This window comes from Streptomyces yamdrokensis, from assembly GCF_053890455.1.
The window spans coordinates 526,030-538,573 of the sequence record NZ_CM132679.1 but is presented as its reverse complement, the minus strand read 5'-3'; the positions used below and the strand labels follow the sequence as shown (position 1 = coordinate 538,573).

Annotated in this window: 11 protein-coding genes and 1 pseudogene; 4 read left to right on the top strand and 8 right to left on the bottom strand. The window is 72.0% G+C overall.

All coding sequences use genetic code 11. The annotated features are described in order from the left end of the window. Nucleotides 1–72: 72 nt before the first annotated feature. A complete protein-coding gene (locus ACWZEH_RS01925) occupies nt 73–570 on the top strand; it encodes a hypothetical protein (protein ID WP_456195210.1) in 498 nt (165 codons plus the stop codon). A 90-nt stretch (nt 571–660) separates the two neighbouring features. On the opposite strand, the gene ACWZEH_RS01920 is transcribed toward ACWZEH_RS01925, so the two are convergent. Both ACWZEH_RS01920 and ACWZEH_RS01915 read right to left on the bottom strand, forming a co-directional pair. Further along, the gene (locus ACWZEH_RS01920) at nt 661–891 is read right to left on the bottom strand and encodes a hypothetical protein (protein WP_456195209.1); all 231 of its coding nucleotides are present in this window, start codon (nt 889–891) and stop codon (nt 661–663) included. A gap of 365 nt (nt 892–1,256) precedes the next feature. Continuing rightward, a complete protein-coding gene (locus ACWZEH_RS01915) occupies nt 1,257–2,393 on the bottom strand; it encodes an aminoglycoside phosphotransferase family protein (protein WP_456195208.1) in 1,137 nt (378 codons plus the stop codon). Between the two features lie 234 nt (nt 2,394–2,627). On the opposite strand from ACWZEH_RS01915, the gene ACWZEH_RS01910 reads away from it, so the two are divergent. Next, on the top strand, nt 2,628–4,124 hold the full coding sequence (locus ACWZEH_RS01910) for a DNA-binding protein NsdB (protein WP_456195207.1): 1,497 nt from the start codon (nt 2,628–2,630) through the stop codon (nt 4,122–4,124). Nucleotides 4,125–4,180: 56 nt separating this feature from the next. On the opposite strand, the gene ACWZEH_RS01905 is transcribed toward ACWZEH_RS01910, so the two are convergent. The 3 genes from ACWZEH_RS01905 to ACWZEH_RS01895 form a co-directional block, all read right to left on the bottom strand. Beyond that, on the bottom strand, nt 4,181–5,620 hold the full coding sequence (locus ACWZEH_RS01905) for a PP2C family protein-serine/threonine phosphatase (RefSeq protein ID WP_456195206.1): 1,440 nt from the start codon (nt 5,618–5,620) through the stop codon (nt 4,181–4,183). 401 nt (nt 5,621–6,021) lie between these two features. Beyond that, the gene (locus ACWZEH_RS01900) at nt 6,022–7,116 is read right to left on the bottom strand and encodes a baeRF3 domain-containing protein (RefSeq protein WP_456195205.1); all 1,095 of its coding nucleotides are present in this window, start codon (nt 7,114–7,116) and stop codon (nt 6,022–6,024) included. Nucleotides 7,117–7,183: 67 nt separating this feature from the next. Beyond that, a complete protein-coding gene (locus tag ACWZEH_RS01895) occupies nt 7,184–8,758 on the bottom strand; it encodes an alpha/beta hydrolase (RefSeq protein WP_456195204.1) in 1,575 nt (524 codons plus the stop codon). 2 nt (nt 8,759–8,760) lie between these two features. Between ACWZEH_RS01895 and ACWZEH_RS01890 the strand changes: the two are divergent. Then, nucleotides 8,761–9,027, top strand: a pseudogene (locus ACWZEH_RS01890) (chaplin family protein); the annotation flags it as partial. A 526-nt stretch (nt 9,028–9,553) separates the two neighbouring features. Here the strand turns inward: ACWZEH_RS01890 and ACWZEH_RS01885 are convergent. The 3 genes from ACWZEH_RS01885 to ACWZEH_RS01875 form a co-directional block, all read right to left on the bottom strand. Further along, nucleotides 9,554–10,039 carry a nucleoside deaminase gene (locus ACWZEH_RS01885; protein ID WP_456195203.1) on the bottom strand — a complete coding sequence of 162 codons (486 nt, stop codon included), beginning with the start codon at nt 10,037–10,039 and terminating at the stop codon, nt 9,554–9,556. Between the two features lie 253 nt (nt 10,040–10,292). Beyond that, the gene (locus tag ACWZEH_RS01880; RefSeq protein WP_456195202.1) at nt 10,293–10,556 is read right to left on the bottom strand and encodes a GlsB/YeaQ/YmgE family stress response membrane protein; all 264 of its coding nucleotides are present in this window, start codon (nt 10,554–10,556) and stop codon (nt 10,293–10,295) included. 244 nt (nt 10,557–10,800) lie between these two features. After that, a complete protein-coding gene (locus ACWZEH_RS01875; RefSeq protein WP_456195201.1) occupies nt 10,801–11,241 on the bottom strand; it encodes an SPW repeat protein in 441 nt (146 codons plus the stop codon). Nucleotides 11,242–11,614: 373 nt separating this feature from the next. On the opposite strand from ACWZEH_RS01875, the gene ACWZEH_RS01870 reads away from it, so the two are divergent. Continuing rightward, entirely contained in the window at nt 11,615–12,523 is a 909-nt protein-coding gene (locus ACWZEH_RS01870) for a glycoside hydrolase family 19 protein (RefSeq protein WP_456195200.1), read from the top strand. The last annotated feature ends 21 nt before the right edge of the window (nt 12,524–12,544 follow it).

Below are 12,544 nucleotides of genomic sequence, written 5' to 3'. Positions count from 1 at the left end.
CAGGCCCGACGGGGTGGCGTGGCGGGGTTGCCCGGCCGTCCGCCCGCGGGTCCGGGCACGTACCATGGCGGCATGTCGTTCCTCCGCCGCCGCAGCGCCACTCCCGCCGGACCCGACTTCGACGTCCTGGCCATGGACCCGGGCGACTGGCCCGGGAATCTGGGCGCCGGACTGCTGCCCGCCCCTGACGGTACCTGCCAGGGCGTCTTCCTGCGCTACGACCTGTTCGGCGGTCGCGGCCCCGCGATGATCATCGGCAATCTGCCGGAGGGCTCCCCGGCCCGCGAGGTTTCCGAGGGCGAGGTCCCCTTCGAGGTCGCGCAGCTGCTGCTGGCGCTGGAGAACGACGAGGAGGTCACCGTCGTCGGCACCGAGGACGTGCCCGTCATGCAGGGTGACAACCTGCTCATCGTGCGCCGGGTGAAGCTCTCCGAGAGCCGGATCTCCTGTGTGCAGTTCGACCGCAGCGACAACGTGCTGGTCACCATCGCAGCCTGGGACCGTCCCATCACCGACGACCTGTACACCCTCCTCAAGCCGCTGCCCGCCGAACTGTTCCAGCAGGGCTGACCGGCCCCGCCCGCCGGCGGGAGACAGAGCGCCGGGAACGAGGGCCGCAACCGGGTGCCGGGGACGGCCGCCGCTACGCCTGCTCCACCGTCACGCCCGCCGCCCGCACGAGGGCGACCCGGTGGCCGAACCGGATCTGGTGTACGGCTCCCTGCCCCTGATCACCTGGTGCGAGGACCGGTCGAAGGCCACCGCGTACAGGTACTCACCGTGCACCCCGCCCCCGGTGACGTACTGCCAACCCCTCGGCAGCGTGTACGGCAGAGGGGACACCTCCTGTGCGGGTATCCCCTCCGGGTAGGCGCGTCCGTACACCGGCACGGAGCCCGGACCCTTCCTCGGAGTCACCACCCGGCCCGCGGCGGGCACCGACGGCCGGCGCACGGCCGGGACGGGTGGGGGATCCTCGCAACGCGTCTCCTGGGACGACCGGGCGGGGCGGGCCGTGCGAGCCGTAGGACCGGGCGGGTGACTCGTACGGGGCCTGCGGGAGCGACTGTGCCACCGGTCGGCCGATGACCCGTCAATCATGCCCAGAAGGGGTGCAATTGCCCTGTCATCCGGGGTTCACGGGACTTTCGTGGCGGCGGCCCGGAAACCGGCGGGGGACGCGCCGGGGACGTGTGAAGGCCTGCGGTGCTTCCCGGTACGGGAAGCACCGCAGGCCTTCACACGTCCCCGGAGGGTCAGCGCGTGCCGACTGCCGCGCGCACGGCCTTGCGGGCCATCTGGCAGTCGTCGTGCAGTCGCCGCAGCAGCAGCCGCTGCTCCTCGCCGGACGGCAGCGCGCCCCGCTGGGCCGCGTTCGGCGCCGCAGGGGGCTCGTGCATCGAACGCTGTACGGCCGTCTCGTAGGTGCGGATCTCACGCGTCAGCACCAGCATCAGGTTCACGAGGAACGCGTCGCGTGAGGCAGGGCCCGCCGACTGCGCGATCTGGCTGATCTGCCGGCGCGCCACCGGCGCGTCCCCGAGGACCGCCCACAGCGTCGCCAGGTCGTAGCCCGGCAGGTACCAGCCCGCGTGCTCCCAGTCCACCAGCACGGGACCGGCCGGCGAGATCAGGATGTTGGAGAGCAGCGCGTCGCCGTGACAGAACTGGCCCATGCCCTGGCGCCCGGCAGCCTGCGCGATGCCGTGCAGCAGCTTCTGCAGGTCATCCATGTCCCGGTCGGTGAGAAGCCCCAGCTCGTGGTAGCGGGCGATGCGCGCCGCGTAGTCCAGCGGGGAGTCGAACGTACCGGCGGGCGGGCGCCACGCGTTCAACCGGCAGATCGCGCCGAGTGCCGCCCTGATGTCCGCCCGCGGCGGTGCCTCCACCGGGTGCCGTTGCAGGGCCGCCACCCTGCCGGGCATCCGCTCGATGACCAGGGTGCAGTTGTCCGGGTCCGCCGCGATCAGCCGGGGCGCCCGCGCCGGCGGGCGGTGCCGGACGAACGAGCGGTAGACCGCTATCTCGTGCCGGAACCGCTCGGACCAGGCGGGCGAGTGGTCCGTTAAGCATTTGGCCACCGCGGTGCTCCGGCCTGTCGTACCCACCAGGAGAACGGACCGGCCACTGCGGCGCAGCACCTGGGCCGGCGCGAACTCCGGGCAGATGCGGTGCACCGACGCGATCGCCGAGCGTAACTGGGCGCCCTGGGGGCCGGAGAGGTCGAGCCGCCCGCTGAGCTGCTGGGGGCCGACACCCGGGGCGCGCCGTGTCCTGCCCGCACCGAGCACGGGGGCCGCCTGGCGCGCGGGGGCGAGGTAGGGGCCGCTGTCCGACGAACGCGGGCGGAGCGGCCGGGGCGGTGCGGACACGGAGGACGATGCTGCGTACATGGGCGATACAGATCCCTTCGTGTGCCTGCGACGTCAGCGCACCACACGGCCCGGTCGCCCAGGCGCATCCTGGGGAATGCCCCGGCGGAGACCGGGTCGTGGTGGCGCATTCCTACTCGACACCCGTCGACCCCTGGCACACCATCTGGCGGACCCTGGCGAACCCTGGCGAATAGTCGCCCGGCATCTTTCACCGGGCTACTGTCAACTCAGCCGAGAACCTGGGGGCTTGACGTGAGCGGACAACCCAACACCCGGCTCTCGGACCTGTTCGGCCTGGCCGGCTGGTCCAAGGGCGAACTCGCGAGGCTGGTCAACCGGCAGGCGGCGGCCATGGGCCATCCCCAGCTGGCGACCGACACCTCCCGGGTGCGGCGGTGGATCGACACGGGAGAGATCCCGCGCGATCCCGTACCGCGGGTGCTGGCGGCCCTGTTCACCGAGCGTCTCGGCCGTGTCGTGACCATCGAGGATCTCGGTCTGGTCCGGCACGGGCGTACGGGGAAACGGCAGAGCGGCGGGAAGACGGAACATCCCGACGGAGTGCCGTGGGCGCCCGAGCGGACAGCCGAGGTCCTCACCGAATTCACGGGAATGGACCTCATGCTCAACCGACGAGGCCTAGTGGGCGCGGGCGCCGCGCTCGCCGCGGGATCCGCACTCACCGGCGCCATGCACGACTGGCTGCACACCGACCCCGCCCTGACCGCAGAGGCTCACCGACCCGACCGCCCGGCGCACGCCGACGCCGCCGGAATCGACCGCTACGAGGCCGCCCCCATCGGGTCCCAGGAGATCGAGGGACTCGAACGCTCCGTGGAGGTGTTCCGCGCCTGGGACGCCGCCCGGGGCGGCGGCCTCCAGCGCAAGGCGGTGGTCGGCCAGCTCAACGAGGTGGGCGGCATGCTCGCCTACCACCACCCACCTCATCTCCAGCGGCGCCTGTGGGGCGTCGCCGCCAACCTCGCCGTCCTCGCCGGGTGGATGTCGCACGACGTAGGCCTGGAACCCACGGCGCAGAAGTACTTCGTCATCGCCACGCACGCCGCCAGGGAGGGCGGTGACCGGCCGCGCGCGGGGGAGGCACTGTCCCGCGCGGCCCGCCAGATGGTTCACCTGGGCCGGCCCGACGACGCCCTGGACCTGCTGAAACTCGCCCACTCGGGCTCGGGTGAGGAAGTACTGCCGCGCACCCGCGCGATGTTCCACACCATCGAGGCCTGGGCGCAGGCGTCCATGGGCAGGGGACAGGCGATGCGCCGCACCCTGGGCCGGGCCGAGGACCTGTTCGTCTCCGACCGGGGGAGGGACCGGGAGCCGCCGGACTGGATGCAGATCTTCAAGGACGAGGATCTGTACGGCATGCACGCCCTGGCCTACCGCACGCTGGCCGAGTTCGAACCGGATGCGGCGGTGCACGCCCAGCACTACGCGGAGAAGGCGCTGTCCCTGCGCATCGACGGCCGGGAGCGGTCGAAGATCTTCGACCATCTCTCCATGGCCTCCGCCTGCTTCATCGCCGACGATCCGGAACAGGCCGACCGGTACGCGCGGCTCGCGCTGATGTCCATGGGCTCCAACTCCTCGCGCCGCACCTGGGACCGGCTGCGCGAGATGTACCGGCTCACCGCCGAGTACTCCTCGTATCCCAGGATCCAGGAACTGCGGGAGGAGATCAGGGTGGCCCTGCCGAACCCCAGGGGCAAGGGGGGCGACAGCGCACGGGCGTAGGCGGACCGGGTCGCTCCACCCACGGGGCGTACGAGGTGGTACGAGCCCTCTGAGTCCTACGAGGCCACCCGGGCGACGAGCACACAGGCATCGTCCTCGCGTCCTCTGTCCCCGAACTCCCGCAGGACGGCCAGCAGGCAGTCCTGCGCGGTACGGCTCTCCGTGAACTGTGGTGCCAGGCCGGCCAGCCGGCGCACGGATGCGGCCCCGGACCGTCCGGGCACCAGCCCGTCGGTGTACAGCAGCAGCAGATCGCCGGCCTCGAGGGTCTCCTCGGCCTGCCCGTAGGGAGCTGCCGGGGCGACACCCAGCCGGACGCCGCCCGGGGCGTCCAGCGCGCGCCCCGTTCCGCCGCGGAACAGCAGCGGGACGGGGTGTCCGGCCTGCGCCCACGCCAGGGAGCGGCTCTCGGGCCGGTAGCGCAGACAGAGGCCGCTGCCGAGGGCGGCCTGCCCGGTGGCGTCCAGTAACCGGTTGAGGCAGGTCATCAGAGGTCCGGGCTCGGTGCCGGACATCGCCATGCCGCGCATGGCACCGAGCAGCATCGACATGCCCGAGGCCACGCCGACGCCCTGCCCGGTCAGCCCTCCGACACTGAGCAGGGTGGTGCCGTCGGGCAGTTCGAGGGCGTCGTACCAGTCCCTGCCGGCTGCCGCGCCCGTCGCCGACGGGAGGTGCCGGGCTGCGACGTCGAGGGCCCGGGGCCCCCTTCGCGGGAGCCGCAGGGAGCCGCGCCACGCGGGCAGCACGGCTTCCTGCAGCTCGCCCGCGAGCCGGTGCTCGGTCCGCGCCGCGTCCTGTCCCCGGTGGTGCAGCGAGTCACGGGTCTCACTGACCGCCCGTCGGCACCGGCGCAGTTCGCTGACGTCCCGCAGCACGGCCCACATCGAGGCGGTGCTGCCGTCGGTCCCGAGGACCGGTTCGCCCATCATGTGCACGGTCCGGACGCTGCCGTCCGGGCGTATCAGCCGGAACTCCCCGTCGATGGGCCGGGCGTCGACGAGACAGCCCGTGACCATTGCCGTCAGCCTCGGCCGGTCCTCGTCGTGCACCAGCGACGGCAGTTCGTCGAGGGTGAGCGGCGGGGTGGCCGGGTCGCGGTCCAGGATGCGGTACAGCTCGCCGGACCAACTGGCCTCGTCCGTCAGCAGGTTCCACTCGGCACTGCCGACCCGGCTGAGCAGGGCGTCCTGCCTCGGCGCGGGCGCCGTGGTGGGACACAGGGCCGGCCCGGCGGAAGCGGCCGGCGCGGGGACGGGCAGCGGGCCGTCCCGCAACTGCGCCAAGTGCTCGTCCAGCTCGTCGAGCTGGTGCAGCGCCAGGTCGTACAGGGCGCGCTGCCAGCGGTCCCGCGGGTCCGAGGTGTCCGCCGGGGTGCCGCGCCGCACGGCGTCCACATCGCCCTTGAGCCGCCGGGTCTGCGAGATGAGCGCGTCGACCGGGCCGCGTCCTGGCGGCTGGGCTGCTGAGCGGTCCGCGGAGAGGTGGGGCGGCATGACGGCACTCCGATGTGGGACGGTTCGGGCCAGGGTCGGACGGAGGGACCGTTACGACTGTTGCACAGCCCGCCATGCCCTGTAAGGGATTCGGCAAGACACCTTGAGGCCGTGCCCTTGGCATATGTCACCGTCTTCGCGGGATTACTCAAGGGTATGTGCCGGGCGTCGGGATGTTCGGTCAACTCCCATGGACAGTATGCAACTTGATGAGGGTCACGATCTGCGTTTCCCGCACGTGCGCATGTTCGACGGATGGGTGTTCGTTTGCGGAAGCGATCTCTACGGTCTCCGTCCCGGGGCGTCCGACCGGATTTTGGCCGGGCGCCCCGGGACGGGCAGCGGGCTCCTCCCGGCAGGTCGCGCGACACCCCCTGGGGCCCGCCGCCCGCGGACGCCCCTCAGTACCGCAGTACGCCCGCGATCCGGTCCGCGTCCCCGAGAGTGCCGTCCGGGACGAAGCGGACCTCGGCTCCCGTCTCCAGGCACTGCTCGACCAGCTCGTCCACGATGTCCTCGAGGGCGTCCATGTCGCCGGGCTCGGCGGCGACCAGATGCTCGCCCGCCTCGCGCACCGTCACCCGGAAGTTCTCCTCGACGGCCAGTAGTTGGACCCGGCCGTCCCGGGTGTTCCGCCACAGTTCGTCGACCCCGGCCGCGAACCTCTTGCGTCCGCGTGCCGTCTCCAGTGCCCCGACGACGGCCTCCGCGCTCTTGCGGGCCTCGCTCTCGAGCGCGGGGCGCAGGGCCTGCCACACCGCGTCGGGCGTGCCGTGCGCGAGACCGCCGTGCTGGACGTGCACCGCGTCCCGGGTCACGCTGCCGGTCTCGCCCAGCAGGGACAGCGCCGCAGGCTCCCCGGTGACGTACAGGGGCCGCGGACGCCCGCGCAGAACGGCGGCCATCGCGGTGTCGGCGTCGCGCAGGAACCGCCGAGTGCCTTCGTCCCGGAAGGCGCTCGGCTGATCGCCGACCCGCTCCAGACGCTCGGGGTCGAAGTTCTCCTCGGTCCGGGTCAGCGGGAAGCCTCCGGCGAGTTCCTCGGTGACCCGGTCCGCGCCGCCGTTCCACAGCGTGACCCGGTCCGGGGAGACGGACAGCACCCAGAAGGGGCGCTCCGCCCTGTGGGCGGACACCAGGTTGCGGGTGAGGAAGGTGTCCGAGAGCACCACACGCTCCGGCACCGGACGGGCGAGCGACCACACCTGGTGCTCGCCCGGAGCGGCGAAGATGACCAGGCCGTCCTCGGCGTGCGTCAGATCGACCTCGGTCAGGGCCTGGTCGAGCTGCAGTTCCACCTCTCCGCGCCGGTCCCTGGTGACCGCGGGATCGGCTTCCAGCTGTTTCTTGGCCCTGGCCACCACATTGCGCAGCCGGACCGGATCCTGGGCGTTGAGGGGCTCGCGCCGGTGCGTCGGTGTCAGCACCGACACCGCGGGGTAGGGGCGCGGGCGGCGAAGTCCGGCAAGGGTCGTGGGACTCAGATCGTGCTCCATGACAGCACCATAGAGCCGAATCGCGGATAGGGCATTTGGGGCATTGTTGCGCCGTCCGGGTGTGGGCTCACGGGCGGGTGTCCTCCTCGCCGCCGCAGGAGCTGCCGCTGGGCGGCAGGGTGCCGTAGAGAAGGAAGTCGTCGACCGCGCGATGGACGCATTCGGACGATCCGTAGCCGGTGTGACCCTCGCCCCGGTTGTCCAGCACCACCGCGGACGGGCCGAGCCGCTCGGCCGTCTCCACCGTCCACCGGTACGGTGTGGCCGGGTCGCCCCGGGTGCCGACCAGCAGCATCTTCGGCGTGTCGAGGTCCTTGACCTCCTCGCGGATGAAGTCGGTCCCCTCGGGACGGCCGTGGCACATCAGGACCTGGGCGAGCCGGTAGCGGCCGAAGACCGGCGAGGCCTCCTCGTATGCGGTGCGCAGCCGGGCGAGGTCCCGGGTCACCTGCTCGGCGGCCGGGCGGTCGGGATCGTCCGCGCAGTTCACCGCCATCAGCGCGGCCGGCAGGTTGTCCAGGGGCACCTCCTCCTCGTCGACGAGCGGATCGTCGGCGCGGTGCGGCAGGGGGAGCCTCACCCCGCCGGTGGCGAAGGCCTCCACCCCGCGGGTGTCCCCGTCCTCCATCAGCTCCGCGAGAGCCCGCTGCAGCAAGGGCCACAGTTCTTTGCTGTAGAGGCCCTGGCCCAGGGCGACCGCGAGGTCCTGGCCGGTGAACTCGTAGCCGAAGTCCGTCGGTACGGGGTCCTCGTCGAGGGAGTTGACCAGTTTCACGACCAACTCCCTTGCCCCGCGCGGGTCCTGGCTGAACGGGCAGGCGATGTCCTCGGTGCACCAGGTCAGGAAGTGCTCGAGAGCGGTCTGCTGGCCCCGTACGCTCGCCAGCCCCTGTTCCGCCAGCGGATCGGTCAGCGTGTCCACCCCGTCCAGCACGAACCGGCCCACCTTTTCGGGGAACCGGGCCGCGTACACCGCGGCCAGCCGGGTTCCGTAGGAGAACCCCAGGTAGTTGAGCTTCTCGTCGCCGAGCACCTGCCGCATGACGTCCAGGTCGCGTGCGACGTTCACGGTACCGATGTGCGGCAGGACCGGGCCCGAGTGCTCGGCGCACTCGGCGGCCACCTCGCGCAGCTGGGCCAGCGTCTTCCGCGGATCGGACATGTCGCCGCCGCCGGTGGCCTCCAGCGCCTGACCGGTGGCCTCCGTGCCGCAGCTGACCGGTGAGGAGCGGCCGACGCCGCGCGGGTCGAAGGACACCACGTCGTACTCGTCGGTGAGGCCCATGAACTCCTTGCCGCCGTGGGCGAGTCCGAGCACGCCCGAGCCGCCCGGTCCGCCGAAGTTCAGCACCACCGAGCCGCGGGGCTCACCCGTGCCGCGGTAACGGGCGAGGGCCAGGTCGAGGGCGCCCTTGCCCGGGTCGGCGTAGTCGACCGGGACGGTCATCTTCCCGCACTGCAGGTCCTCGGGCAGGTCCGTGCCCTCGCACGCCGACCACGTGATCTTCTGGTCGTGGAACCGCTCGAGGCCCCTGTCGTCGTCGGCGGCCGCCGGGAGCCCCGCGCCCAGCAGGGCCAGCCCGACCGCTCCGGTGACCGCGCAGCGTCGGAACGAAAGTCGCATGGAGAGCTTGACCGGCATCGATGCCTCCAGGGGCGCCCCACAGCGGACCGGGAACCGACGCCCTCGATCACGATACGGGGGGCTCGTCGGCCGCGCCTGTCGGCCGGAGGTGTTCCGCGGCGCCCGGCCCGGTACTCCGGAGCCCTCAGCGGCACGCGTCTGTTCGGCGACCGGTACCCGGGTCCGAACGGCGGGCGCTCCACGGAGTGAACGGCGGGCCGCCCCCCGGGGCGGTCGCAGGGAACACCGTCCAGCTCCCGGTGCACACCCCGGTGAACGCCTGCGGGAACACGGTGAACGTGGTGGGCCACCCCAACCCGGCCGCGGGCGACACCTGCGGTCAACGAGGGGGCGGACGAGCGGGGCGGGCACGAGGGGGCCCACGGGTCCTCGGGCGGTGCCGCAGCCGACCGCGGCAAGCGGGGCTCCCCGGGAGTGGTGTCCGGCAACGGGGTGCAGCTGCCCGTCGACCTTTCCGTCAACGTGAGTGGGAACGGTGTGAACGTGGCGGTGTGGGCAACCCCGCCGTCGGCAACGAATCCACGAACACCTCGAAGGACGAGCCCGGCGGCACCGGCGCCCGAGCCGACCGGACCGCTCCCCGCCCGCCCCGGCCCCCGGGCCGCACGCCGCCGCCCCCGTCGGCTCGAGCACCCCCGCCGAAACGGCCGTGGACCAGCCACTCCCGGTCCTCGCCGCCGGAGCGGTGCTCTTCCCCGGCGGGGCCGCCCTGCACCGCCGCTCCCGGCCGGGGCCCGGGCTGCGGCCGGAGGGACACCGCCCGTCGGCGGTACCCCCGCCCCCGGTCACCGGTCAGCCGCCCGCACGGTGGAACCTGTAATGCAGTTCCCGCACAGCCTCCGTCAGCTCGGGGACGGGCCCTTCCACGCTCAGGCCGGGGGCGATCTCCTTCACGGGCAGTGTCCGTACCGGCGGCGCGGGCACGCCCAGCTCGGCGAGCCAGGACCCCAGCTGGGCGGAGGAGGCGACGTACACGATCCGGCCGAGGCCCACCCAGGCGTGTGCGGCGGCGCACATCGGGCAGTGTTCGCCGGAGGTGTACACGGTGGCGGAGGCCCGCTCCCCGGGTGTCATCCGGGCCGCCGCCCAGCGCGCCAGTTCGAACTCGGGGTGCCGGGTACGGTCCCCGGAGGCCACCCGGTTGCGGTCCTCGGCGAGGACGGTGCCGTCGCCTGCCACCAGGACCGAACCGAACGGCTCGTCCCCGGCCGCCAGTGCCTCGCCGGCCAGTTCCACGCAGCGGCGCAGGCAGGGCAGTTCCGTGTCCTTCACGACCATGGTGTGGCCTCTCTCGCGGGGAGCAGGTCGACGCCACCCTGCGCACGGGCATCGTTCGGACGCGACGCCGCCCTGTCGCCCGGTCCGGGCATCCCGGTCCTCGCAGGCCTGTTTTTGTGGGCGTGTGAACGGGGCCGGTGGCCGCACCCTCGTGGTGCCTCCCACCGGACCTCTCCCGGACCCGTGGTTCCCTCGTCCGTCCGTGTCCGTCCGCCCGCCCGTACGTGCTTGCCCGTGCCGACGGTCCTTGGCGTCAGCGGCGGGCCTTCACCCGGTCCAGCGCGGCCACACCGAAGGCGGCGAGGCCGATCTGGATGAGCCACTCGACCCAGTCGACGCCCTTGGTGTCGGCCACTCCGAACGCCGCGGCGATCGCCGAGCCGATGAGCGCGGCGACGATTCCGACGAGAATCGTCCACAGAACGCCGATGCGCTGGCGGCCCGGGACCACGAGTCGGCCCAGAACGCCGATGACTATGCCGATGACGATGGCACTGATGACGCCGCCGACTTCCATCTCGCCCCTCCTTCCGGGAACCTCCGCTGCAGAGCTTGTGCCCACAGCCGGCGGGGGCAGTCCCCCGATGCCCGGGCCCAGACAGGGAAAGGCCGGGCCGCGGTGGACGCGGCCCGGCCCGACGGCTCCCTTCCCGAAATGCCCTGCAGGGATCCCGGGCCTGTCGTTTGGATCACGCCGGGCCGACGGGATCCGGCACCGCACCCCGCTCCCTGGTCCGGCGGCCTGATCCGAACGAACGACCTCAGGTCCTCGGGGCGCTCCTGGACGCCGTGACGGCGCACATGACGCCGAGCGCCAGGGTCAGGGCACCGATGATGATGTTGTTCCAGATGACGCCCGCGTCCGGATCGGTACCGACGATCCACGGCGAGACGATCATCCACACGCCGAGGGCGCACATGGCTCCGCTGAGGCCGTACATGCGCGCCGGCGCGGCGGTGAAGCCGAGGGCGAGCAGGCCGATCGCGATGCCGACGATCAGGTTGTGGGGCACGAGCGCGGGCTGGCTCGTCGTGTAGTGGAGTATCCAGGGGGACACCGCACAGTAGAGGCCGAGCAGGAACACCGGTCCGTCCACCAGGACCACGTCACGACCGCCGAGCATACGGTCGTACCGTGCCTGCATTTCCGGAGCATCGGGGTGGCCCGCGATGTCACCACGGGGCTGCGAGACGTTGGCCATGGGTCGTCTCCTTCGACTGACAGGCCTCACCGCTTCTGGGGTGGTATGCGGCAAGCGCCATTCAGGGTCATTCTGCGCTTATTTTCCCTTTATGTGTAGAGGTTGATGCCTGTAGTCGCCGAGCGAGCCTTCAGGCCTTCGTGCGCGTCGTGCGCGACGGGCTCGGCGGATCTTCCGGGGTGGAGGCGGCGGGGCCGGTTCGTCCGACCGGTCTACACCCTTGACTGGTACAGACCAATGCGGTTGAGTGTGCCCGACACCCCCACCACGGCCGCCCCCACCCCGTGGCCGGCTCCGCCGGCGCGTGCGGCGAGACCCCGCTCGGGCATGTTGTCGCCCGGGAGCGGCCGTGTCCCGCAAAGGAGTTGATCCCTTGACGAGACGCCGCATCTCCTCCGTCCTGGCTGCCGTCGTCATCGCCGTCGGCGCCCCCGTGCTGCTCCCCGCCGCGACCGCTTCGGCCGCCCCCGCCCCGGCGGCCGCCGCGTGTTCCAGCTATCCGAACTGGGTGGCCGGGCAGTGGTACAACGCCGGTGACATCGTCCGCTACACCGACGGCCGGGCCTACATCGCCGAGCACGGCAACCCGGGCTACGACCCCGTCATCAGCACCTGGTACTGGGAGCCGTACTCCTGTGACAACGGCCCCGGAACGCCGGTCGGCAACTTCGTCGTGACCGAGGCGCAGTTCAACCAGATGTTCCCGAACAGGAACCCCTTCTACACCTACAGAGGTCTCACCGCCGCCCTGAGCGCCTACCCCGGCTTCGCCAACACGGGCAGCGACACGGTGAAGAAGCAGGAGGCCGCCGCCTTCCTCGCCAACGCCGGCCACGAAACCGGCGGTCTGGTCCACGTGGTGGAGCAGAACACCGCCAACTACCCGCACTACTGCGACTGGAACCGGCCCTACGGCTGCCCGGCCGGCCAGGCCGCCTACTACGGTCGCGGGCCGATCCAGCTGAGCTGGAACTTCAACTACAAGGCCGCGGGCGACGCGTTGGGCCTCGACCTGCTGGGCAACCCCTGGCTGGTGCAGAACGACTCCTCCGTGGCCTGGAAGACGGCGCTGTGGTACTGGAACACCCAGACCGGTCCCGGTTCCATGACCCCCCACAACGCCATGGTGAACCAGGCCGGTTTCGGCCAGACGATCCGCAGCATCAACGGCTCCCTGGAGTGCGACGGCCGCAACCCCGCGCAGGTGCAGAGCAGGGTGACCAAATACCAGCAGTTCACCCAGATCCTCGGAACGTCACCCGGCGGCAACCTGTACTGCTGACGCAGGACGGGCGGACATGAT

What these genes read in the sequence shown, in the direction of transcription:
- ACWZEH_RS01885 (WP_456195203.1), bottom strand. Translation starts at nt 10,039, where the DNA reads ATGGTCGTGAAGGACACGGAACTGCCCTGCCTGCGCCGCTGCGTGGAA.
- ACWZEH_RS01905 (WP_456195206.1), bottom strand. Translation starts at nt 5,620, where the DNA reads ATGCCGCCCCACCTCTCCGCGGACCGCTCAGCAGCCCAGCCGCCAGGA.
- ACWZEH_RS01895 (WP_456195204.1), bottom strand. Translation starts at nt 8,758, where the DNA reads ATGCCGGTCAAGCTCTCCATGCGACTTTCGTTCCGACGCTGCGCGGTC.
- ACWZEH_RS01875 (WP_456195201.1), bottom strand. Translation starts at nt 11,241, where the DNA reads ATGGCCAACGTCTCGCAGCCCCGTGGTGACATCGCGGGCCACCCCGAT.
- ACWZEH_RS01880 (WP_456195202.1), bottom strand. Translation starts at nt 10,556, where the DNA reads ATGGAAGTCGGCGGCGTCATCAGTGCCATCGTCATCGGCATAGTCATC.
- ACWZEH_RS01915 (WP_456195208.1), bottom strand. Translation starts at nt 2,393, where the DNA reads ATGTACGCAGCATCGTCCTCCGTGTCCGCACCGCCCCGGCCGCTCCGC.
- ACWZEH_RS01900 (WP_456195205.1), bottom strand. Translation starts at nt 7,116, where the DNA reads ATGGAGCACGATCTGAGTCCCACGACCCTTGCCGGACTTCGCCGCCCG.
- ACWZEH_RS01925 (WP_456195210.1), top strand. Translation starts at nt 73, where the DNA reads ATGTCGTTCCTCCGCCGCCGCAGCGCCACTCCCGCCGGACCCGACTTC.